This is a genomic window from Frondihabitans sp. 4ASC-45 (assembly GCF_049472575.1).
Classification (GTDB): domain Bacteria; phylum Actinomycetota; class Actinomycetes; order Actinomycetales; family Microbacteriaceae; genus Frondihabitans.
Genome location: NZ_JBCEBN010000009.1, coordinates 71,806 through 95,008 on the forward strand (window position 1 = coordinate 71,806; position 23,203 = coordinate 95,008).

A 23,203-nucleotide genomic window follows, 5' to 3' on the forward strand; every position below is an offset into this window, starting at 1 on the left:
CGAACGGACACCCACGATGAGTGACTCGCTCTACGATCCGCAGACGCCGCCGAACGGCACTTCGCGTCCCGTGTACTCCCTCGACGACGCCTCCGATACGACTCCCGCCGGTGGCTGGACGCCCGCCCCCGTCGGCAGCCGGCGCTGGGCTCGCGAGCAGCCGTCGTCGCCGCTCTCGCCGGGCGTGACGGCGTTCCCCGACCTGGTCGTTCCGGCGTCCGCCGCGATGCTCGACTCCCGCTCCGCCGGCCTCCCGCCGGCGCCCGACTCGCCCCGGGTGTTCGACCTCCCCGCCCCGACCGAGGCTCCGGTGTGGCCCACGTCGTCGTTCCCGGCGCCGGCGGCCGTCCCCGCGACAACCCCGTTCACCCCGGCTCCCGCCGCACCGGTCCACCGCATCGAGAGCGCAGGATCCGCGCCAGCCACCGCAGCATTCGACCCCCTGGGCGCTACCGCCGGCATCGAGCTCAGCCACCACGCTCGCACCGACGCCGACAAGGAGCTGATCGAGGCTCTCTGCCAGGTCGTGCACCAGGGCGCGTCCGACCTCCACATCACGGTCGACGCCGCTCCCACCATCCGGGTCGACGGGCACCTCCAGCCGGCCATGTCGCCGGAGCCGTGGGATCGCGCGAAGGTGCAGCAGGCTCTGGCCAGCCTCCTGACGGCCGACCGCCAGGATCAATTCGACACCGAGCTCGAGCTCGACTTCGCGTACACGCTCTCGCCCGAGTCGCGGTTCCGCGTGAACTTCTACCAGCAGCGCGGCGTGCTCGGCGCCGTGTTCCGTCTCATCCCCACCGAGATCAAGACGCTCGACCAGCTCGGCATGGACCCGGTCATCGGCAAGTTCGCCGGTCTGCCCCGCGGGCTCGTCCTCGTGACCGGACCGACCGGATCCGGAAAGTCGACGACTCTCGCGGCCCTGATCGACCTGGTCAACGAGACGCGTGCCGACCACATCGTCACCGTCGAAGACCCGATCGAATTCATGCACACCCACAAGAAGGCCCTGGTCAATCAGCGGGAGGTGGGCGCAGATACGCACAGTTTCGCCAATGCGCTCAAGCACGTGCTGCGCCAGGATCCTGATGTCATCCTCATCGGCGAGCTCCGCGACCTCGAGACCATCTCGGTCGCGTTGACCGCCGCCGAGACCGGCCACCTCGTCTTCGCGACCCTGCACACGCAGGATGCCGCGCAGACCATCGACCGTGTCATCGACGTGTTCCCGCCCCACCAGCAGGATCAGGTGCGAACGCAGCTCGCCGCCACCCTGCGCGGCGTCGTCTGCCAGACGCTCGTTCCGCGGGCCACGGGTCGCGGGCGCATCGTGGCGACCGAGATCATGATGATGACCCCGGCCGTCGGCAACCTCATCCGCGAGGGCAAGACGTACCAGATCTCGTCGTCGATGCAGGCCGGCCGCGAACTCGGCATGCACACCATGGACCAGGATCTCGCCGACCTGGTCAACACCGGAAAGATCACGCTCAAGGCGGCCATGGAGAAGGTGCACGACGAAGAGGGCTTCCACCGCCTCGTCACGCGCACCGACACCGGTGCCGGCACGGGCATGGACGCCGGCGGCATCGATTTCGGTGACGCCTTCTCGAGGAGTGAGCACTGATGGCCGCCAGTCTGACCTACGCCTACCGGGGGCGCGATTCCGCCGGCAAGATCGTCAAGGGGAAGGTCGAGGCCTCCAGCGAGGGTGCCGTCGTCTCGCGCCTCCGCACCATGGGCGTCGCGCCGATCGCGATCTCGGAGTCGAGCAGCACGGGTCTCCAGCGCGAGATCTCGATCCCGGGATTCTCGAAGGGCGTCAAGCTCAAAGACCTCGCGATCATGAGCCGCCAGATGTCGACGATGATCTCGTCGGGTCTGTCGCTGCTGCGCACCCTCTCAATCCTCTCCGAGCAGACAGAGAACGAGAAGCTCGCGAAGATCCTCACCGAGGTGCGCGAGGACGTCGAGACCGGTGTGTCGTTCTCCGACGCCATCGGCAAGCACGCGCAGTACCTCCCGCCGATCATGATCAACATGGTCCGCGCCGGTGAGACGGGCGGGTTCCTCGACTCGGCCCTCGACTCGCTCGCGACGAACTTCGAGAAGGAAGTCAAGCTGACCGGCACCATCAAGTCGGCGATGACCTACCCGGTCGTCGTGCTGGCGATGTCGATCATCGCCGTCATCGTCATGCTGACGTTCATCGTGCCGATCTTCAGCAGCATGTTCGCGTCGCTCGGGGGCAAACTTCCCCTGCCGACTCAGCTGCTCGTCTACGCCTCGCACGCGATGGTCTACGTCGTTCCCATCGGGGCTGTCGTTCTCCTCGCCTTCTCGGCCTGGTGGCGCGTCAACAAGAACACGGAGAAGGTCCGCAGCGTCGTCGACCCGCTCAAGCTCAAGCTGCCGGTCTTCGGCCCGCTGATCCGCAAGATCGCCATCGCGCGTTTCAGCCGCAACTTCTCGAACATGATCGGCGCCGGTGTGCCGATCCTGACCGCACTCCGCATCGTGGGGGAGGTCTCGGGCAACTACGTGCTGCAGAAGGCCCTCGTCACGGTCGCCGAGTCGGTCCGCCAGGGCGAGTCGATCGCCGTGCCGCTGTCGGAGGCCGGGGTGTTCCCCGCGATGGTCACGCAGATGATCTCGGTCGGAGAAGACGCAGGATCCCTCGAAACCATGCTCGAGAAGATCGCGCTCTTCTACGACGCGGAAGTGCAGGCGACCACCGAGGCACTCACGTCCCTCATCGAGCCGCTCCTGATCGCCTTCCTCGGCGTCGTGGTCGGCGGCATGATCGTTGCCCTCTACCTGCCGATCTTCCAGATCACGTCGCTGATCCACTGAGCTCGGCTCGCCCCCTCACCCGCCACCCGAACGGACCCTTTGTGACCACGCTCCTCACCGCCCTCCAGCGGCGCCGAAAAACAGTGCTTCAGGATCCCGACCGAGGTTTCACGCTCATCGAGCTCTTGGTCGTCGTGATCATCATCGGCATCCTCGCCGCCATCGCGATTCCCGTGTACCTCGGCGTGCAGAACAACGCGAAGGACTCCGGTGTTCAGTCGGACCTCACCAACCTGAAGACGGCTGCGGTGAGCATCCAGACGAGCAACGGTTCGGCGCTGGCCGCGGCCAAGACGACCTGGACTCCCACGGCGGCGTTCGACACCACCACCAGTCAGGCCGGGGCGACACTCGGGTCCAGCACGACGAGCCTGACCTTCTACCCGAACGGCACGAGCTACTGCCTCCTCGGAATCTCGAAGTCGGGCAAGAGTTTCGCGGCGACCGATTTGCTCGGAGTCGCCAAGGGCTCCTGCACGTCCGCCGGCCTGTTCTCGACGACAAATGTCACCTCCGCGCCCTGACCCTTCAGGTGAAAGCTGCTCAAGCCTCGGTGCCCCACGGGGTGCCGAGGTTGTTCCTTGGCCGCTCACGGCTAACTGGTCCCTGATCGGGGGTTCTGTTACCCCTAACTGGGGCCAGGGTTTGCTGAGAAACCCCCCGGATGCGGGATTCTCCCCCCGATCCCGCGCTCGTAGCGTCTATCTCGGCAGGCAGGGCTTGCCTCCTCGATCACCCCTCCCTCCCTCGACAGGATTCAAAATGTACGCAGTGCTCATGGGCAAGCTCAACGCTCGCCGTAAGAACCTCATCCAGGACGCCGACAAGGGCTTCACGCTCATCGAGCTCCTGGTCGTCGTGATCATCATCGGCATCCTCGCCGCGATCGCGATCCCCGTGTACCTCGGCGTGCAGAACAACGCGAAGAACTCCGCCACGCAGTCCGACCTCACGAACTTCAAGACCGCTGTCGTCAGCCTCCAGACGTCTGGAACGGCCGTGTCTACCCTCGCTGCGACCTATAGCTCGACCTCGGACTTGACCGCGGCTCTCACCGGCGCTGGTGCGACTCGTGGCGCTAACACGACCAGCATCATGCTCATGGTCAATAAGGCCGGTACAGGCTTCTGCGTCCAGGGCGTTTCGGCCACGAAGGACACTTTTGCCGAGACGGACACTCTCGGCGTCGCCAAGGGCACCTGCAACGCCGACGGTGCGTTCGTCGCTGGCTAATCCCTCCCCTCCCAAATCGCCGAAGGGCGGTCCCGCTATTGCGGGGCCGCCTTTTCGACTGGTACGTGGACGCCCTGTCGCGCCGCCCCGGACTGGGGTCAGTAAATGGCCCCAAACCCCCCGGATGCGGGATTCTGTACCCCTTCGCCCACAAATAGCGTCAGTAGTGGCAGCCGGAACTTGCCGCCACTCCCTCCCACTTCCTTTATCCCGACAGGACGAGAACATGTACGCAGCACTCATGGGCAAGCTCAACGCTCGCCGTAAGAACCTCACCCAGGACGCCGACAAGGGCTTCACGCTCATCGAGCTCCTGGTCGTCGTGATCATCATCGGCATCCTCGCCGCGATCGCGATCCCCGTGTACCTCGGCGTGCAGAACAACGCCAAGGCCTCGGCCACGCAGTCCGACCTGACGAACGCGAAAACTGCCGTCATCTCCATTCAGACGACCAGCGGCAGTCTGCCGGCAACGAATGCCGATCTCGGCAGCGTGGCGAACATCAGCGACGCCGGTTACACCAAGGGCGCCAACACCGGCACAATCACGCTCAAGACCACCGGAAACGTCTTTTGCGTGGCCGCAATCAGCAAGTCCGGCGACACGTACTTCGCAACGGACTCCTCGGGTGTGACGAAAGTCACAACGACCGTGACCATTCCTTCGTCGTGCACGACCCCGACCGCTACTCCGTAACTTGCACCGCGCGCGAGGCGGGCGTCGGACACGGCGCCCGCATCACACCGCGCTACAAGACCACCTGAGGAGGTGACCTCGAATGAACCGCATCACCCGCCAACTCCGCGCCATCGTCGACCGCGACCCCGAAGCCGGCCTCGGCCTCGTCGAGGTCATCATCGCGATGATGGTCTTCTCGATGATCGCCGTCGGCGTCGCCGCCACGATCACGAACTCGCTCCTCCTGACCCGCGACGGCCGCGCGCGCACCACCGCGGCCAATTTGATCGCGCAGGATCTCGACCTCCAGCGCTCGGTCGCCGATGTCTTCTCCGTGCAGAGCAAGAAGTGGGACACCACCGTTCAGGGCACGACCTATCACCTCACTCGAACGGTTGCGTGGAACAGTTCCTCGACCGCGACCAGTGCCTGCGGATCCGGCACGGGGACTCTCCAGTTCAAGACCATTCGCGACAACGTGACCTGGGATGGGCAGCGAGGCTCTGGGTCGGTCAGTTCTTCCACCGTCCTGGCCCCGAACAGTCGTATCAACGACCCGAACCTGGGCACGATCATCGTCGCCGTAACCGGCGCGAACGGGGCTGGTCTACCCGGCGTCGCGGTGACGATCGCTCCGACGTCGACCACACCGAACGGCGCCGACGCGGTGGCCGCGCCGTCGGTCACGGACGCCAACGGGTGCACCTACGCGCTCAAGGTCAAGCCCGGCAACTACAAGGTTTCGATCACCAAGACCAACGGGATCGATATCAACCAGGTCGTCAACCCATCCTTTACCCCTGCCGTGGCGGTCGCTGGCACTGCGACCACCGTGCCGTTCACCTACGATACGGCCGCGACTTTCAAGCTCAACTATGCCTCGAACTACTCGGGCACTGCGTCGCTGCCGACGGACCTCGACCTCACCTTCAACTCCACGACGGGCGGGATCGACTCCTTCCAGCCCGGCAGCACGAACCCGGTCGCTCTTTTTCCCTTCTCGTCCTACACGTACGAGACCGGAGCCCTCGTGCCAAACGGTCTCACCGACAAAGCCAACAAGCCGATCGCGTCCTGCCTCAACGTGGATCCGGCAAACTGGACGACCAAGAACGCCGCCGGCAAGGTCGGTGTGGGCTTCACCACGGGGGGCGCTCCGGGCGCGCTGACCTCACCGGTCAACATCCCGATGGGCGTAGTGAAACTGCCGGATACCCTCGGGCTCACGGGCATCATCGCAACCTCGGTCAACTCGACGGCGAATGGCGACCCTGGCTGCCAGACCGGCGTTCAGTACACCTTCAACGCCGTCTCCGGTTCGCCCGTTCTCGCGCTTCCGTTCGGCACCTGGAAGTTCTCGACATTGGGCGGTCTCCTCGGCATCACGCCCGGGTCGAACGCCGTCTTGACCGGCGGGACCGTCAACGGCAGCACCGTCACACTCGACCCGAGAGGGGTGACCCCGTGATTCGCGCCATCCGCCGCCGTCTCTCCGTCGTTGTCGATCGGCAAACATCCGAGCGAGGGCTTTCGCTCGCCGAACTGCTTGTCTCGATGACGGTCTTCGGCTTCCTCCTCGCCATGACCGGTGGCTTCCTCGTCAACGCGAGCCGAGCCAACATCACGAACCGCGCCATCGACGCGACGAACCGCACGGCCGCCAACTCGATGGACGAGGTCACACGCGTCTTGCGCGGGGCCTCCACGAATGTGGTGGCGGGACAGTCTCTTCCTGACCCGGCATTCGTCCAGGCGACCGACAATGCCATCACCGTCTACTCGTACGTGAACCTGGCGTCGAGCAGTGTGGCACCTATCCGCGTCCAGTTCTTCGTCGATGCGACGACGAAGAATCTCGTCGAACGGACCTGGACGGCGAGTCTGTCCAATGGTTTCTACACGTTCCCCTCGGTGCTGACGTGCACGACGTCCTGCACGAGTCGCATCCTCGGCACGCCCGTGGTCCTTCCCGCGGCGGGCGGCCCGAAGATTTTTACCTACCTCGACTCGACTGGTGCAGCGATCCCCACGGTCGTCGGCGCTGTGGCCATCCCTCAGGTGTCGAACGTCGCCGCCGTCACCGTTTCGCTGCAGTTCGGTGCGTCCTCAAGTGCCAACCAATCGACTCTGCTGACCAACACGGTCGGCCTCCCCAACTTGAACGTCGCTAGGACGAACTGATGTTGAAGCTTCTCAGGGCACGCATCGGAGGGCGCCTCCTCCGTGTCATCGGCGCACGCGACGACGAGCGCGGTATGGCGTTGGCCACCGTCATCATCCTCGGCACCGTCCTCATGCTCATGAGCGGCGCCATCGTCTCGGTCTCCGTCTCGGGTGCTCAGAAATCTGTCTACGATGCCAACTGGAACGCCGCCGGCGCAGCTGCCTACGCCGGCGTCGAGGACTACCAATCCAAGCTGGCCAACGACAACTCGTACAGCCGGTACGGCGCTCTCGGCAACACGTTCAGCACGGGCAGCACCTTCGTCGGCACGAACAACAACCCGGCCTTCGGGCTGGGGTCCGACTCCGGAACGCCTGCGACTGCCTGGGCGAAGGTTGACCCATCCGTTGCGACCGGGGGCACCTACCGCTACCAGGTGAACAATTCGAACTACGCGGCCTCGGGTGTCTTGCGCCTCCAGTCCACCGGTCGCGTCGGGAATGTCACGCGCACTGTGGTTGCCGACCTGAAGCAGTCGGGATTCCTCGACTTCCTCTACTTTACGGACTACGAGATCCGCGACCCGGCTCTGACCTCCGGCTGCACGGCCGCGTACGGTTGGGCTGTCGCGAGCCGACCCAACTGCACCACCATCCAGTTCGGCCCGAACGACGTCATCAGCGGCCCGGCGCACAGCAACGACACGATGAACATCTGCGGAGCGACCTTCGGGAGTACCGTCAGTTCCGCGAACCCTACGGCCCCGTTCTACGCGACTCCGGCAGCCTCTTGCGACAACACCGGTCTCGTCGTCTCTCCCAAGAACATCGTCCAGATGCCCTCGACCATCGGATCGTTGATTCAGGAGACTCGTTCCGACCTGACCGCCTCGACGGTGCCTCGACCCGGTTGCCTCTACTCGGGGCCGACGACGATCAACTTCACCTCCGACGGCAAGATGACGGTGTACTCGCCGTGGACCCTCGCTACCAACATCAAAGGGAACCCGGTGACCGGCGGGAGCGTGGCTGACGGCTGCGGCACTCCCGGTTACTCGTCCGCCGGTGGCACTCTCGGCAGCCCCGGTGGCCAGACGATGCCCGTGGTCGACAGCAACCTCATCTACGTCCAAAACGTCCCTCAGTCGGCAGGTAGCGGCGACCCGAACTACTGGGGCACGAAAACTCCCAAGAACTACTCGTGCACCGGAGCCGATGGCTCCACGGCTGGTAACGGCGTCGGCTTCCCGGCCAAGGGGGAGGTAGCACCCTCTGCGACGTCCTACGGCTGCACCAACGGGGATGCTTTCGTCCAAGGGACAGTCAAGGGAAATGTCACCGTTGCGGCGAACAACTACCTCTACGTGACTGACGACGTCCTTTACGCCGACGCGTCGAAGGACATGCTCGGCCTGATCGGCGAGAACAACGTGATCGTCTACAACCCGATCGCCGCGACCTACACGACCTCAGATACCGAGACGTACAACTGTGGCACGACGCGGAAGCCGGCTACGTGTACCCGCCCCGTGACGACGACTCACGCAGGGGAGCTGCTCGACCGGACAGCCTCGGATCGCACCATCGACGCGGCGATCATGAGTGTGCTCCACTCCTTCACCGTCCAGAACTATGACGCGGATCGCAACTACCCCAAGGGGAGGCTCACCGTGCTGGGCGCCATCGCTCAGAAATTCCGTGGCACCGTCGCGACGACTTCGGGGAACACCACCGTCACCGGCTACGCGAAGAACTACCAGTACGACTCCCGACTGGCGTTCCAGGCGCCACCAAAGTTCCTCTCACCAGTCTCGACCACCTACGGCATCACCCAGGTTACGGAGTCCAAGACAGCGATCTCGGCGACAGGTGCGAACCTGTGATCGTCGCGCTCCCCGTCCTCGCTGCCCTCTTCGGTCTCGTGATCGGCTCTTTCCTCAACGTCGTCGTCTACCGCGTACCGGCCGGCATGTCCGTCTCGCACCCGGCGAGCGCGTGCCCGACCTGCCATTCCGAAATCCGTCCGTTCGACAACGTGCCCGTCCTCAGTTGGCTCGTCCTGCGTGGCCGCTGCCGCGACTGCCGCACCCCCATCTCCGCTCGCTACCCCCTCGTGGAATTCGCCACCGGCGTCTTCTTCGTCGTGGTGGCCATCCGGTTCTGGCCGGTGGGCGCGGAATCGCTCGGGTCAGGACCGCTCGTCGCCCGGATCCTTATCATTGCCGCCTTCCTGTACCTCGCGGCCGTCAGCATGGCGCTCGGGATCATCGACGGCGAGCACCACCGGCTGCCCGATAGGATCGTCTACCCGTCGTACGCGGTCGGCGCCACGCTTCTCGCGGCCTCGTCGCTGTTTTCCGGTAGCTGGGGCGACCTCGGCCGCGCCGGTCTCGGTCTCGTGATCCTCGGAGCCTTCTACTTCATCGCCGCTTTCATCTACCCGGCAGGCATGGGTTTCGGCGACGTGAAGCTCGCCGGCCTCCTTGGCCTCTACTTGGGATACCTCGGGTGGGGCCCCCTCATCGTGGGAGGTTTCTCGGCCTTCCTCTTCGGTGGAGTGTTCTCCATCGTGTTGATCGCCCTCAAGCGCATGGGGAGGAAGGGCGGGATCCCCTTCGGTCCCTGGATGCTCGTCGGCGCGTGGGTCGGCGTCTTCGCCGGTCCAGCCGTCTGGAACGGCTACCTCGCACTGCTCGGTCTGGCCTCGTGATATTCACGGCATCGCCCGACCCCCGCCTTTCGTCTTTGGAGAACCAATGAGCAAGTCCATCGTCGGCGTCGACATCGGCGCAGCCTCGCTGCGCGCGGTGGAGATCGCCAACCCGACCTCGGCCAGGCCCACACTCGTGCGCTTCGGCGAGGTACCGCTGCCCGCCGGTTCAGTGAGCCGCGGAGAGGTCATCGAGCCGCAGACCGTCGCCCAGAGTATGAGGGCGCTCTGGTCGCAGGCAGGCTTCAAGAGCAAGCAGGTGGTCTTGGGGATGGGCAATCAGCGGGTTCTCGCGCGTGATCTCACAGTCGCCAAGGCCTCCAAGGCCCGTATCCAGGAGGCTCTGCCTTTTCAAGTGCAGGACATGCTTCCGATTCCGGTTGCTGATGCGCTCCTGGACTTCTACCCGGTGTCGGAGGGCATCGGGGAGCACGGCCCGGTCATCAACGGCCTGCTCATCGCCGCCGTCAAAGACGCTGTGCTCGGCAACGTCCGTGCTTCGAAGCTCGCCGGTCTCCATGCTGTCGGGGTCGACCTCATCCCCTTCGCCGTGTCGCGCCTGCTCGTCAACCGTGCTCGCCTGACGGGCACTGTCGCGCTGATCGACATCGGCGCCTCGACCACCTCGGTGGTACTCGTCTCCGACGGCGTCCCCCAGTTCGTCCGCCTCATCCCGTCGGGCGGTGACGACATCACCAACGATCTCGCCTCGCGCCTCGAGATTCCGCGCGAACTGGCCGAAGGGGCCAAGCGCACGCTGGGTCTCGTGTCGAGCTCGGCCACCAAAGAGGACAAGACCGCATCCGCCGTCATATTCGAGACGGTCAACGAACTGCTGGGAAGCCTCCGCAACACCGTGAGCTACTACGCCAACACGCGGCCGACCGAGCACGTCACTCACATCGTCCTATCCGGAGGTGGCGCTCAATTGAGAGGCCTTCCCGAGGCCCTCGCCGAGGTGACCAGGATCCCCGTCGTGGCCGCCGACCCCCTCCAGGGGGTCTCCTTCGCGCGCTCGGCGTCCGAGGTCGACGTCCGGTCGAATGTCACGTCGTTGACCGTCGCCCTCGGACTCGCTCTGGGGAGCGCAGCATGAAGTTCTATCTGACCAAGCAGGCGCAGCTCGCTGCTGAAGGTCGCGGTCCGGCTTCAGCCAAGGCGGCGAAGAGCACCAAAGCGGCGAAAGGCACCAAGGCGCCGAAGGGCACCCGCCGATCGACCGCGGACGTTCCTCTCGTGCCGGCACCGTCCGCGGCGGCGACAAGCCTGGTGGCAGCGCCCCAGACCGCTGGAGAGGCATCCCCGCCGAAGCAGCCCAAACCGAATCGCGGGATCATCGCAATCGGCGGGCTTCCGCGAGTCGATCTCCTGCCGCCCGAGGTTCGTGCCGAGCGTCGAGCCGCCGTTCATGTGCGTCGCGCCTGGACAGCCGTTGCAGGCCTGGCCATCCTCGTCGTAGTAGCGGGCGGAACCGCCGCCCTCTACGCCCAGGGGAGCGAGGCGACTCTCGCCTCGGCCCAGAACCAGACGTCCTTCCTGGCGTCGCAGACGATGAAGTACTCGGCGGTCAAGACCACTCAGGGGCAGGTCGACCTCATCGATGCAGCGCGCAAGGTCGGCGGTTCGACCGACATCAACTGGCCGGCGTACCTCGCCAAGGTGCAGGCGACCCTCCCGAGCGGCATGACTCTGGCTACTGTCACGATCGATTCGGCGTCGCCAGTCGCGTCCTACGCGCAGGCGACCACACCTCTCGAGGGGCAGCGTGTCGCCACGTTGACCTTCTCCGCGACGAGCACGTCGCTCCCGTCCGTTCCCACCTGGCTGACCAAGCTGGCGACTCTGCCCGGCTACACGGACGCCCAGGCGGGAACGATCCAGCTGCAGACCGGTGTCTATACGGCAGGCGTAGTCGTCCACATCGACGAGAAGGCCTTCTCGGACGCCTACACGAAGGAAGGTAAGTGACCATGGATCGCAATCGCCTCATGATGATCGCCGCAGTTGTCGCCGCGATCGTGGTCGTCGCGGGAGGCTTCCTCCTCGGAGTCAAGCCCCAACTCGATGCCGCCAGTACGGCTCGCGCCACCGAGGATTCGGTGACGGCCCAGAACGCTCAGCTTCAGACCAGCCTGACTTCGCTCAAAAGGCAGTACGACTCTCTCGACGACCTCAAGAGCGAACTGGCCGACCTCAAGCAGTCCGTTCCCGCCGACGTCGAGACGGGCTCGCTCATCACCGAGCTGAACGGCGTCGCCAAGTCGTCCCAGGCAACGCTGAGCAATATCCAGTTCGGGTCCGCCTCGGCCTACGTGGCGCCGGTGGCCGCAGCCGCGCCCGCTGCCGCGGCATCCACTGGTACCAGCGAGGCGACGGCGACACCGTCCCCGAGCGCATCCGCGACACCCTCCGCACCCATCGCGACGACCGATTCGCTGATCACCCCGTCGAACTTCACGACGATCCCGTTGACGGTGTCTGTGCAGGGGACCTATGCCCAGGCCCTGGCGTTCCTCCAGGGTATGCGCGACGGAAATCGGCTGTTCCTGGTGACCAACATCACCAGCGCCGCGGGATCTTCGGACACCGGCGGGGAGTCGACGACTGACTCCGTCAATGCGACCGACACAATCAACTGGACCTTCGGCGGCCTGGTCTACGCCCTCGCCGACGCCGACTCCGTCCAAGAGACGCAGCAGTCCACCACCTCCACCGCGGCCGACGCGGCCTCAGCCAGCTCCTCCACCGACACCGCCGCCGGCAAGTAGGGGCACAAGCCGCCACGGGTCGGTCGGAGGTCCCGATCGACCGACCCGTGGCATTTCTCTGCCGCCGTTGCGCGTGAGTGTCCCCGATCTGCTGGTGGCGCAGCCCGAACATCAGCACATCGTGGACAATCACCGATCACCGATCACCGATCACCGGCCCCGGCCCCGCCGAGCAGACGCACCAACGGCCACCAAACCCGCAACCGACCAGACGACCCGCCCCGCCCCCGCGTACCCTGACCTCATGTCCCGCGGCCTCCTCGCCTTCCTGGCCACGGTCACGCACCTGGCGCTCGCCGTCCTCACCGCCGGTCTGATCTTCTACGTCACCGGCCGCGACCTCATCGTCGAGTCCGATGCGGGCACGACGCTCGGGCCGACCATGGTGCTCGCCTCGATGGCGACCGTCTTCTTCGTGCTGGCGCGGAGCTTCGGGGTCGCCGAGCGCGAGCCCGAAAGGCGACAGCCCAGGATCCTCGCTTCCGCACTGATCACCCTGGCCACCAGCTACGTCGCCATGCTCGCCGTCGGGGCGGTGCTCTACTCGCTGAGGCGCAGCGAAGCGGTCTGGCTCGTGCTGTTCACCGGCCGGTATGCCCTGTCGACCTTCGTCATCGCGACCACCGTCTGGGCGGCGATCGTGGTCGCCGGAACCCTGCTCCTCGACCGGGCCGAACGCCATCGCGAGGGCTGCTGAGATGCACGTCGAAACACCCTCTCTCGGGGTGTCGAAACCCTGCTGCGAGCGTGCCTACAATTGGTCGCTCGGCTCTCGTCCGGGCACTTTCCCCCGAGGCGCCAGAGATCTCCTGGCCGCTTCGTCGCGCTCGCACGACAAGGAGTATCTGAGCGTGTTTCTCTCCATCCTGGGCTGGGTCGGCGCTGCCGTCATCCTCAGCGGCTACGGCCTCTTCTCACTCGGACGACTGTCGAACGGGCCGGTGTATCAGCTCAGCAATCTGGTGGGAGCCCTGTTCATCTCCCTCAACGTCGCAGCCCACGGCGCCTGGCCCTCGGCGGTCGTGAACGGCGTGTGGGCGATCATCGCCGCCGTCGTCCTCACGCGCATGCTGCGTGTCCGTGCCGCAGCCCGTCGCGCCGCCGAAGCCGCCCGCCTCGAAGAGACAGAGCGCAGGATCCGCGCCGACGAACTTCAGCACGTCGCCGCCCCGACCCTCGCCGACTCCGTCCCCGTCGTCACCGCGGCTCTCGCGTTCGTGGCGCTCGCCGCCGTTCAGCACGAGGTCGATGCTCGTGCGACCGAGGCCCGTCAGGCCGAGACGCAGCACGGGTTCGCCGGCAGCGCAGCTGAGCCCGTTTGATCTTGCTCTGGCGACGGGATACTCTTGCTCGGGTGTGCGCTTAGCGGCGCGCCCGTTTAACCGTCTCTTCGGAGTGGCGAACTTCTCGCCGAACCGATCAGGCCCCACCGTGTGTCGTAGGTGCTGTGCACTCATAGTGCGCTGGTTGGGGGAGACGCGCGACGACCACTCTTCGTTATTTCGAAGTGTGACTGTCGTGCTCCAGAGATGAGGAAGCCGTCCGACCGGGCCGGCCAGAACACCGAGAAGTACCAAGTCAAGGAGAACCAGTGCCAACTATTCAGCAGCTGGTCCGAAAGGGACGCACGCCGAAGGTCGTCAAGACCAAGGCCCCCGCCCTGAAGGCCAACCCCCAGCAGCGTGGCGTGTGCACCCGTGTGTACACCACCACCCCCAAGAAGCCGAACTCCGCGCTCCGCAAGGTCGCCCGTGTGAAGCTCTCCAACGGCACCGAGGTGACCGCGTACATTCCCGGTGAAGGCCACAACCTTCAGGAGCACTCGATGGTGCTCGTTCGCGGCGGTCGTGTGAAAGACCTCCCCGGTGTCCGTTACAAGATCGTTCGTGGCGCCCTCGACACCCAGGCCGTCAAGAACCGCAAGCAGGCTCGCAGCCGCTACGGCGCGAAGATGGAGAAGAAGTAATGCCTCGTAAGGGTCCCGCTCCCAAGCGTCCCGTCGTCGCAGACCCCGTCTACGGCGCCCCCATCGTCAGCCAGCTCGTCAACAAGATCCTTCTTGATGGCAAGAAGGGCCTCGCCGAGCGCATCGTCTACGGTGCCCTCGCCGGTGTCTCCGCGAAGAACGGCCAGGACGCCGTCGCCACGCTGAAGAAGGCACTCGACAACGTGCGTCCGACCCTCGAGGTCCGTTCGCGTCGCGTCGGTGGCTCCACCTACCAGGTGCCCGTCGAGGTCAAGCCTCACCGTGCCAACACCCTGGCTCTCCGCTGGCTCACCAGCTACGCCAAGGCCCGTCGCGAGAAGACGATGACCGAGCGTCTCATGAACGAGATCCTCGATGCGTCGAACGGTCTCGGCGCTGCTGTCAAGCGTCGCGAAGACACGCACAAGATGGCCGAGTCGAACAAGGCGTTCGCTCACTACCGCTGGTAAGACTTCACAGCTGGTAGTGCTGCACCGCTGGCACCACCTCTGCGGGTGGCGACTCAGTGCCGATCGGCACCGGGTCGCCGCCCCGCAGTAACCACACTCTCTAACCCCCCAATCGGAGGAACCCGTGGCACAGGACGTGCTCACCGACCTGAACAAGGTCCGCAACATCGGCATCATGGCGCACATCGATGCCGGCAAGACGACGACCACCGAGCGCATCCTGTTCTACACGGGCATCACCCACAAGATCGGCGAAGTCCACGACGGCGCTGCGACGATGGACTGGATGGCTCAGGAGCAGGAGCGTGGAATCACGATCACGTCGGCTGCTACGACGTGCTTCTGGAACAAGAACCAGATCAACATCATCGACACCCCGGGTCACGTCGACTTCACGGTCGAGGTGGAGCGTTCGCTCCGCGTCCTCGACGGTGCCGTCGCCGTCTTCGACGGCAAGGAGGGCGTCGAGCCCCAGTCCGAGACCGTCTGGCGTCAGGCCGACAAGTACGACGTGCCGCGCATCTGCTTCGTCAACAAGATGGACAAGCTCGGTGCCGACTTCTACTTCACCGTCGACACGATCATCAACCGCCTCGGCGCCAAGCCCCTGGTCATGCAGCTCCCGATCGGTGCGGAGTCCTCGTTCGAGGGCGTCGTCGACCTGGTCGAGATGCGCGCACTGACCTGGCGCGGCGACGCCAAGGGTGACGTCGAGATGGGCGCGAAGTACGAGATCGAGCCCATCCCGGAAGACCTCAAAGAGAAGGCCGACGAGTACCGCGCGAAGCTGCTCGAGACCGTCGCCGAGTCCGACGACGCTCTCCTCGAGAAGTACTTCGCCGGCGAAGAGCTGACGGTCGACGAGATCAAGGGTGCGGTCCGCAAGATGACCGTCAACTCCGAGCTCTACCCGATCTTCTGTGGTTCCGCGTTCAAGAACCGCGGAGTCCAGCCGATGCTCGATGCCGTCATCGACTACCTGCCTTCGCCGCTCGACGTGCCTCCCATGGAGGGCCACGACGTCCGCGACGCCGAGAAGATCATCATCCGCAAGCCCGAGTCGTCGGAGCCGTTCTCGGCTCTCGCCTTCAAGGTCGCGGTGCACCCCTTCTTCGGTCGCCTCACCTACGTCCGCGTCTACTCGGGTTCCATCGAGTCCGGCGCCCAGGTGATCAACTCGACGAAAGACAAGAAGGAGCGCATCGGCAAGATCTTCCAGATGCACTCCAACAAGGAGAACCCCGTCGATGGCGTGACCGCTGGTCACATCTACGCGGTCATCGGTCTCAAGTTCACGACCACGGGTGACACCCTGTGCGACCCGAGCGAGCAGATTGTCCTCGAGTCGATGACTTTCCCTGAGCCCGTCATCGAGGTTGCTATCGAGCCGAAGACGAAGCAAGACCAGGAGAAGCTCTCCATCGCCATCCAGAAGCTCGCCGAAGAAGACCCGACGTTCCGCGTCGAGCTCAACGCCGAGACTGGTCAGACGGTCATCAAGGGAATGGGCGAGCTTCACCTCGACATCCTGGTCGACCGCATGAAGCGCGAGTTCAACGTCGAGGCGAACGTGGGCAAGCCCCAGGTCGCCTACCGCGAGACGCTCAAAAAGGGCATCGAGCGCTACGACTACACCCACAAGAAGCAGACGGGTGGTTCGGGTCAGTTCGCTAAGGTCCAGATCGCGCTCGAGCCCTTCGAGGTCACGGCCGAGTCGACGTACGAATTCATCAACAAGGTCACCGGTGGTCGCGTTCCGCGCGAGTACATCGGTTCGGTCGACGCCGGCATCCAGGACGCCATGCAGGTCGGTGTCCTAGCCGGTTACCCCACCGTGGGTGTTCGTGCGCTGCTCCTCGACGGTGCTGCTCACGATGTCGACTCGTCTGAAATGGCGTTCAAGATTGCCGGATCGATCGCGTACAAGGAGGCTGCACGCAAGTCCAGTCCCGTGCTGCTCGAGCCGATCATGGCCGTCGAGGTCCGTACGCCCGAGGAGTACATGGGCGACGTCATCGGCGACCTCAACTCTCGTCGTGGCCAGATCGCCTCGATGGAAGACGCCAGTGGTGTGAAGGTCGTTCGGGCCAGCGTTCCGCTGTCGGAGATGTTCGGTTACGTCGGTGACCTGCGGTCGAAGACCTCGGGTCGTGCCGTCTACTCGATGACGTTCGAGTCGTACGCGGAGGTCCCCCGGGCTGTCGCCGACGAGATCATCGCGAAGAACAAGGGCGAGTAGCCCACCCCAGGGTGGTGCGTTCTCCACAGAGCGCACCGCCCGAAATGCGGGGTCGAGCCTCGACCGCGTAGCATGTGAATACACCAAAGCGCAGTTCCCCGGAGACGGGCCTTCACGGGCCCGGCCGGGCAACTGCTCCCGAGTCCTGAGGAGGACCCACAGTGGCGAAGGCCAAGTTCGAGCGGACCAAGCCGCACGTAAACATCGGAACCATCGGTCACGTTGACCACGGCAAGACGACGCTCACCGCGGCGATCACCAAGGTTCTGCACGACAAGTACCCCGACCTCAACACGGCGTCCGCGTTCGACCAGATCGACAACGCGCCCGAAGAGAAGGCTCGTGGTATCACGATCAACATCTCGCACGTCGAGTACCAGACTGAGAAGCGTCACTACGCTCACGTCGACGCTCCCGGCCACGCCGACTACGTGAAGAACATGATCACCGGTGCGGCTCAGATGGACGGCGCGATCCTCGTGGTTGCCGCTACCGACGGCCCCATGCCCCAGACGCGTGAGCACGTGCTGCTCGCTCGCCAGGTCGGCGTGCCCTACATCGTCGTCGCGCTGAACAAGTCCGACATGGTCGATGACGAAGAGATCCTGGAGCTCGTCGAGCTCGAGGTTCGCGAGCTGCTCTCCAGCCAGGACTTCGATGGCGACAACGCCCCCGTCGTTCAGGTCTCGGCGCTTCAGGCGCTCGAGGGCGACGAGAAGTGGGCCAAGTCGGTTGCCGACCTCATGGAGGCCGTGGACGAGAACGTCCCCGACCCCATCCGTGCACTCGACCAGCCCTTCCTCATGCCCATCGAGGACGTCTTCACGATCACCGGTCGTGGCACCGTCGTCACCGGTCGTGTCGAGCGCGGTCAGCTCAACGTCAACGAGGAGATCGAGATCGTCGGCATCCGCCCGACGACCAAGACCACCGTCACCGGCATCGAGATGTTCCGCAAGCTGCTCGACCAGGCTGTGGCCGGCGACAACACCGGTCTTCTTCTTCGTGGCACCAAGCGCGAAGACGTCGAGCGCGGCCAGGTCATCGTCAAGCCCGGTTCGGTTACGCCGCACACCGGTTTCGACGCGAACGTCTACATCCTCTCGAAGGATGAGGGCGGCCGTCACAACCCGTTCTACGCGAACTACCGTCCCCAGTTCTACTTCCGCACCACCGACGTCACCGGCGTCATCACGCTGCCCGAGGGCACCGAGATGGTCATGCCCGGCGACACGACTGAGATCAGCGTTGAGCTGATCCAGCCGATCGCCATGGAGGAGGGCCTCCGCTTCGCTATCCGCGAGGGTGGCCGTACCGTCGGCGCCGGCACCGTCACGAAGATCAACAAGTAGTCCTTCCGACTTCTTCGAGATTCTCTGACGCGTCGTAGACACGCATCACCCTGAGCGGGTCGGGCCTTCGGGTCCGACCCGCTTTGGCGTACCCGGACCATCGCCTGGGAGAAGAGTTGTCGCCCTAGACCCGCGCGTCGGGTCGGTGCAGGATTGGCGGCACGAGTCGGAGGTGCCGACCGGTTCAGGGAGGAACGCATATGGCTGGGTTCGACGACGTCACCAAGAAGGCGCAGGAGTTTCTGAAAGACAACAAGGTCACCGACGCGCTGAAGAGCGACAAGGCGGAGGGCATCAGCGACAGCATCCTGGATGCCGTGGCCAGTGCAGCCGACAGGGCCACAGGCGGTAAGCACCACGACAAGATCCAGCAAGCGCGCGACGCGGCCGACAAGAAGATCGGCAACGACGGCGTATAGCCGCCAAAGGCCTCCGACGATGTCCGTCGGAGGCCTTCGTCGTTCGCTCGGGTGTCGTGCTCCCGCAGCTGTTCTCCGGCGCGGGGGAGTTGACTTGTCGGCATGCCTCGACTGCGCCGAACCGACTCCTCACGACCGGGTGTCACCCGGGTCAAGGCCGGCCGCGGGTTCACGTACCGTGACGATGCGGGCGTGACCGTCTCGGATCCTGAATTGCGTGCTCGGTTCGAATCCCTCGCCATTCCGCCCGCGTGGAAAGACGTGTGGATCGCGCCCTACCCCAACGGGCACATCCAGGCGACCGGTATCGACGGTGTCGGTCGGCGCCAGTACATCTACCACCCCACCTGGCGCGAGCAGAAAGACCGCATCAAGTTCGACCGGGCGCTCTCTCTCGCCGAGGCGCTTCCGACCGCGCGGCGGTTCGTCACACTCGACCTCCGGCGAGACGAGCCGGATCGCCTCCGGGCTCTGGCGGCGGCATTCCGCATGCTCGACACGGGCTCGCTGCGCGTCGGCTCAGAGCAGTACGCGACCGCCCACGGCAGCCACGGGCTGTCCACCCTGCTCTGCTCGCACGCGACTGTCAGCGGCGACAGCATCCGGCTGGCCTTTCCGGCGAAGAGCGGTCAGGAGTGGGAGAGCGAAATCGAGGATCCCGAGCTCGCCGCGATTATCCGCGGCCTCAAGTCTCGGGGTGGGCGTGCTCGGCTCCTCGCCTACCGGCCCGAGCAAGGGGCGGCGTGGAGGCCGTTGCACGCCGTCGACATCAACGCCTACGTGCACGAGCGGACGGGCGGGGAGTTCACGGCGAAAGACTTCCGCACGCTCCACGGAACGGCTGCGGCGGCCATCAGCCTGGCGAGATCCGGGCCGAAGGCTTCCGAGACCGGGCGCAAGCGCGCGGTGGCCCAGGCGATGCGCGATGCGTCGGCTGTGCTCGGCAATACGCCGTCCGTTGCCCGCGCCAGCTATGTCGACCCGCGTCTCGTCGACCTCTTCCGCCAGGGCGAGACGATCGATCCGGCCCGGGTGCATGCCGTGGAGTCGGAGGTTCGTTCGCTTCTGTACCGGTGATGCCCTCGGGTCGCGTAATCTTGAATTTTGTGCGACTTTCGTGTTGCGCCCGAGAGGAACAACTGCTGTGACCGAATGCATCCACGGCCTCGATGCTGAGCTTTGCGACCTCTGCACGCCCCGCAAGCGAGAAGAGCCGGTGGTTGCGCCCGTCGCTCGGCCGGCGGCTGCTCGACGTGCTCCCGTCGGCGGCTCGGCGATCCGGATGCCGGCAGTCGTCCGCGCTCCGGGTGCCAAGCGCGCCGTCCCCGCGGCGGCAGCTCTCCCCGACATCGACCTCGCCACGATGCGTGTCCACCACTGGACGCACCTGTCGAACCTCGCCGACATCTTCTCCGACGGTCGCCTTCGAGCCGACGCGGTCCCCGAGCTCGACGTCGCGTCGCCCGAGGCGCGCGAGCGGCGTGCCGCTGCGGCTCTCCCGACCGGTTCCACTGTCGCCGGTCACGTGCCGTTCGCGCTCTCGCCCGACGCGGCCACCTGGAACGAGGTGCGCAGCGGCGCCGAAGGATCCCGGTGGTCACCCGCAGCACGAGCCACCCGCCCCACCGACTTCGTCGTGCTCGTGGCTCCCGTAGCGGCCCTCCCCGACGACTTCGTGCTCGCCGACGGCGACCCTGCCGGGCCCCTCGCGCGTTTCGGGGTCGGCCAGGCCGAGGCGGCTACGCTTGCGCGTCGCGCCTCGATCGCTGATCCCGACCTGCTCGAGGTCGAGATCCTCGTGCCGGACTCCTTCGATCTCTCCTTGGTCACCCTCATCGGAGTGCCGAACGATCGCACCCGCGACGAGGTCAAGAGCCTGCTCCGCGATGTGGAGGGGCGGGCGCCGCGAGTCGCCGTCTACCCGCCGTGGTTCCGCCCCTCCGAGGCGGAATAACTCGACACGAGCTGAGTCGCAACAATTCCGACACGCCCGGGTTGCAGCAAATGCCGGGCTGTGGCAAGCTTGTCTGGTTCAACACTTCGGCCGCTGCGTGCGGTTCGAATCACTGCCAGGCAGTGCACAGTCGTATCGACTGGGCCGCGGGTAGCAGGACACCTCTTCAATCGAAACCCGAGAGATGACCTCCCCACGGTGGCCATCACGCTGAATCGGCTACGAAATCAGCGGAGCGGTTACGAGCGCAGGCCTTCGGCATGCGGTCGAAGACGGATTGACACATCAACAGTGGTGCGACGGTCATGTGTGCAGGCAACTGCGGCATCCGGAGTGACCCGAGTCTGAACAAGACCCAGCCCGAGCGGGAGTTCGCGAAAGCGATACGACCGCGAAGGCGCGTCAGGCGGCCCCGTGAAGGTGCGCGACGTTTATATCGAGAGAGAGTCACACATGGCGGGACAAAAGATCCGCATCCGGCTGAAGTCGTACGACCACGAGGTCATCGACACGTCAGCTCGCAAGATCGTCGACACGGTGACCCGTGCCGGCGCGACCGTGGTCGGCCCCGTGCCGCTTCCCACGGAGAAGAACGTGATCGCAGTCATCCGTTCGCCCCACAAGTACAAAGACTCGCGCGAGCACTTCGAGAAGCGGACGCACAAGCGTCTCATCGACATCATCGACCCGACGCCGAAGGCCGTCGACTCGCTCATGCGTCTCGACCTCCCCGCCGACGTCAACATCGAGATCAAGCTGTAGGGGGCGACGAACTAATGGCTATCACCACCAAGAACGTCAAGGGTCTCCTCGGCAAGAAGCTCGGCATGACCCAGGTCTGGGACGCCGACAACAAGCTGATCCCCGTCACCGTCGTCGAGATCTCGCCGAACGTCGTGACTCAGATCCGTACCGAAGAGGTCGACGGCTACGTCGCCGTCCAGATCGCTGCCGGAGCAATCGACCCGCGCAAGGCCAACAAGCCCCGCACCGGTCACTTCGACAAGGCGGGCGTCACGCCTCGCCGCACCCTCACCGAGGTTCGCACCGCCGACGCCGCCGAGTACGCACTCGGCCAGGAGCTCGCGGTCGATTCCTTCGAGGCCGGCCAGAAGGTCGACGTCGTCGGCACTTCCAAGGGCAAGGGCTTCGCCGGTGTCATGAAGCGTCACAACTTCAAGGGTGTCTCGGCATCCCACGGTTCGCACCGTAACCACCGCAAGCCCGGTTCGATCGGTGCTTCGTCGACCCCCAGCCGTGTCTTCAAGGGCATGCGCATGGCCGGTCGCATGGGTGGGGAGCGCGTCACCGTCCTCAACCTCACGGTTCACGCCGTCGACGTCGAGAAGGGTCTGCTGCTCGTCAAGGGCGCCGTCCCCGGCGCTCGTGGCCGCACCGTCTTCGTCCGCACCGCCGTGAAGGGGAACTAGCGCATGGCTACCACCACTGCTTCCACCGCCGTCGATGTCCTCGACGCCAAGGGCGCCAAGTCCGGCTCCGTCGACCTCCCCGCTGAGATCTTCGATGTCGTCGCAAACGTCCCGCTGATCCATCAGGTCGTCGTCGCGCAGCTCGCTGCCGCACGCCAGGGCACGCACAAGGTCAAGGGCCGCGGCGAGGTCTCCGGTGCCGGCCGCAAGCCGTTCAAGCAGAAGGGAACGGGTCGCGCTCGCCAGGGCTCCATCCGCGCTCCTCAGATGACCGGCGGTGGCATCGTCCACGGCCCGACGCCCCGCAACTACTCGCAGCGCACCCCCAAGAAGATGATCGCCGCAGCTCTGCTCGGTGCTCTCTCCGACCGCGCTCGCGGCGCCCGCGTCCACGTCGTCGAGTCCTTCGTGGCCGACGTCGTCTCGACCAAGACCGCTCTCGAGCTGCTCGCGAGCATCTCCACGAGCAAGCACGTCCTGGTCGTCATCGAGCGCGATGACCTGCTGACGCAGAAGAGCGTCCGCAACGTCGACGAGGTCCACGTCATCTCGTGGGACCAGCTCAACGCCTACGACGTCCTCGTCTCCGACGACATCGTCTTCACCAAGAGCGCTTTCGAGGCCTTCGTGGCCAAGAAGACCAACAAGGAGGCCACCGCATGAGCGGCATCCACAAAGACCCCCGCGACGTCGTGATCTCGCCGGTCGTCTCCGAGAAGTCGTACTCCCTGATTGATCAGGGCAAGTACACCTTCCTGGTCGACCCGCGCTCGAACAAGACCGAGATCAAGCTCGCCATCGAGAAGATCTTCGACGTCAAGGTCGACAGCATCAACACGCTGAACCGTCCGGGTAAGACGCGTCGTACCAAGTTCGGGATCGGCAAGCGCAAGAGCACCAAGCGCGCCATCGTGACACTCAAGTCGGGCTCCATCGACATCTTCACGGCTGTCGGCTAGGGCGC

General features: G+C 65.2%; 25 protein-coding genes. All 25 read left to right on the forward strand.

Going from position 1 to position 23,203, the window contains the following annotated elements:
* The first annotated feature begins 16 nt into the window (after positions 1–16).
* Positions 17–1,630: a PilT/PilU family type 4a pilus ATPase gene (locus VH571_RS13845; RefSeq protein ID WP_423265058.1), complete on the forward strand. Its 1,614-nt coding sequence runs from the start codon at positions 17–19 to the stop codon at positions 1,628–1,630.
* The gene (locus VH571_RS13850; protein WP_423265059.1) at positions 1,630–2,856 is read left to right on the forward strand and encodes a type II secretion system F family protein; all 1,227 of its coding nucleotides are present in this window, start codon (positions 1,630–1,632) and stop codon (positions 2,854–2,856) included. Before VH571_RS13845 ends, VH571_RS13850 begins: the two co-directional genes overlap by 1 nt.
* Positions 2,857–2,897: 41 nt before the next feature.
* A complete protein-coding gene (locus VH571_RS13855) occupies positions 2,898–3,380 on the forward strand; it encodes a type II secretion system protein (RefSeq protein ID WP_423265060.1) in 483 nt (160 codons plus the stop codon).
* Between the two features lie 238 nt (positions 3,381–3,618).
* Positions 3,619–4,089, forward strand: coding sequence for a type II secretion system protein (locus VH571_RS13860; protein ID WP_423265061.1), 471 nt, complete (start codon positions 3,619–3,621; stop codon positions 4,087–4,089).
* Positions 4,090–4,315: 226 nt separating this feature from the next.
* On the forward strand, positions 4,316–4,786 hold the full coding sequence (locus tag VH571_RS13865) for a type II secretion system protein (protein WP_423265062.1): 471 nt from the start codon (positions 4,316–4,318) through the stop codon (positions 4,784–4,786).
* An 82-nt stretch (positions 4,787–4,868) separates the two neighbouring features.
* Positions 4,869–6,236: a hypothetical protein gene (locus VH571_RS13870; RefSeq protein WP_423265063.1), complete on the forward strand. Its 1,368-nt coding sequence runs from the start codon at positions 4,869–4,871 to the stop codon at positions 6,234–6,236.
* Entirely contained in the window at positions 6,233–6,949 is a 717-nt protein-coding gene (locus tag VH571_RS13875; protein WP_423265064.1) for a prepilin-type N-terminal cleavage/methylation domain-containing protein, read from the forward strand. The genes VH571_RS13870 and VH571_RS13875 overlap by 4 nt, the downstream gene beginning before the upstream one ends.
* Positions 6,949–8,814 (forward strand): hypothetical protein, encoded by a 1,866-nt coding sequence (locus tag VH571_RS13880; RefSeq protein WP_423265065.1) that lies wholly within the window; start codon positions 6,949–6,951, stop codon positions 8,812–8,814. Before VH571_RS13875 ends, VH571_RS13880 begins: the two co-directional genes overlap by 1 nt.
* Positions 8,811–9,641 (forward strand): prepilin peptidase, encoded by an 831-nt coding sequence (locus tag VH571_RS13885; RefSeq protein ID WP_423265066.1) that lies wholly within the window; start codon positions 8,811–8,813, stop codon positions 9,639–9,641. Before VH571_RS13880 ends, VH571_RS13885 begins: the two co-directional genes overlap by 4 nt.
* A gap of 46 nt (positions 9,642–9,687) precedes the next feature.
* A complete protein-coding gene (gene pilM, locus VH571_RS13890; protein WP_423265067.1) occupies positions 9,688–10,737 on the forward strand; it encodes a type IV pilus assembly protein PilM in 1,050 nt (349 codons plus the stop codon).
* A complete protein-coding gene (locus VH571_RS13895) occupies positions 10,734–11,609 on the forward strand; it encodes a hypothetical protein (RefSeq protein ID WP_423265068.1) in 876 nt (291 codons plus the stop codon). Before pilM ends, VH571_RS13895 begins: the two co-directional genes overlap by 4 nt.
* A gap of 2 nt (positions 11,610–11,611) precedes the next feature.
* Positions 11,612–12,409, forward strand: coding sequence for a hypothetical protein (locus VH571_RS13900; RefSeq protein WP_423265069.1), 798 nt, complete (start codon positions 11,612–11,614; stop codon positions 12,407–12,409).
* A 244-nt stretch (positions 12,410–12,653) separates the two neighbouring features.
* Positions 12,654–13,106, forward strand: coding sequence for a DUF6121 family protein (locus tag VH571_RS13905; RefSeq protein ID WP_423265070.1), 453 nt, complete (start codon positions 12,654–12,656; stop codon positions 13,104–13,106).
* Between the two features lie 154 nt (positions 13,107–13,260).
* Positions 13,261–13,731, forward strand: coding sequence for a CBU_0592 family membrane protein (locus VH571_RS13910; RefSeq protein WP_423265071.1), 471 nt, complete (start codon positions 13,261–13,263; stop codon positions 13,729–13,731).
* Positions 13,732–14,000: 269 nt separating this feature from the next.
* Entirely contained in the window at positions 14,001–14,375 is a 375-nt protein-coding gene (rpsL, locus tag VH571_RS13915; RefSeq protein ID WP_055964941.1) for a 30S ribosomal protein S12, read from the forward strand.
* Positions 14,375–14,845 carry a 30S ribosomal protein S7 gene (gene rpsG / locus VH571_RS13920; protein ID WP_055964944.1) on the forward strand — a complete coding sequence of 157 codons (471 nt, stop codon included), beginning with the start codon at positions 14,375–14,377 and terminating at the stop codon, positions 14,843–14,845. Before rpsL ends, rpsG begins: the two co-directional genes overlap by 1 nt.
* A gap of 124 nt (positions 14,846–14,969) precedes the next feature.
* Positions 14,970–17,084 (forward strand): elongation factor G, encoded by a 2,115-nt coding sequence (fusA, locus tag VH571_RS13925; protein ID WP_423265072.1) that lies wholly within the window; start codon positions 14,970–14,972, stop codon positions 17,082–17,084.
* Between the two features lie 161 nt (positions 17,085–17,245).
* Entirely contained in the window at positions 17,246–18,436 is a 1,191-nt protein-coding gene (tuf, locus tag VH571_RS13930; RefSeq protein WP_055964949.1) for an elongation factor Tu, read from the forward strand.
* A gap of 200 nt (positions 18,437–18,636) precedes the next feature.
* Complete coding sequence (locus VH571_RS13935; protein WP_423265073.1) at positions 18,637–18,855, forward strand: Rv0909 family putative TA system antitoxin; 219 nt, start codon at positions 18,637–18,639, stop codon at positions 18,853–18,855.
* A 102-nt stretch (positions 18,856–18,957) separates the two neighbouring features.
* Complete coding sequence (locus VH571_RS13940) at positions 18,958–19,932, forward strand: DNA topoisomerase IB (protein ID WP_123939593.1); 975 nt, start codon at positions 18,958–18,960, stop codon at positions 19,930–19,932.
* Between the two features lie 67 nt (positions 19,933–19,999).
* Positions 20,000–20,809, forward strand: a complete 810-nt coding sequence (locus tag VH571_RS13945) for a DarT ssDNA thymidine ADP-ribosyltransferase family protein (RefSeq protein WP_423265074.1) — start codon at positions 20,000–20,002, stop codon at positions 20,807–20,809.
* A 453-nt stretch (positions 20,810–21,262) separates the two neighbouring features.
* Positions 21,263–21,571, forward strand: a complete 309-nt coding sequence (gene rpsJ, locus VH571_RS13950) for a 30S ribosomal protein S10 (protein ID WP_055964962.1) — start codon at positions 21,263–21,265, stop codon at positions 21,569–21,571.
* A 14-nt stretch (positions 21,572–21,585) separates the two neighbouring features.
* Positions 21,586–22,239, forward strand: coding sequence for a 50S ribosomal protein L3 (gene rplC, locus VH571_RS13955; protein ID WP_055964965.1), 654 nt, complete (start codon positions 21,586–21,588; stop codon positions 22,237–22,239).
* 3 nt (positions 22,240–22,242) lie between these two features.
* Positions 22,243–22,902, forward strand: coding sequence for a 50S ribosomal protein L4 (gene rplD, locus VH571_RS13960; protein ID WP_194600693.1), 660 nt, complete (start codon positions 22,243–22,245; stop codon positions 22,900–22,902).
* The gene (gene rplW / locus VH571_RS13965) at positions 22,899–23,198 is read left to right on the forward strand and encodes a 50S ribosomal protein L23 (protein WP_055964972.1); all 300 of its coding nucleotides are present in this window, start codon (positions 22,899–22,901) and stop codon (positions 23,196–23,198) included. The genes rplD and rplW overlap by 4 nt, the downstream gene beginning before the upstream one ends.
* Positions 23,199–23,203: the final 5 nt, after the last annotated feature.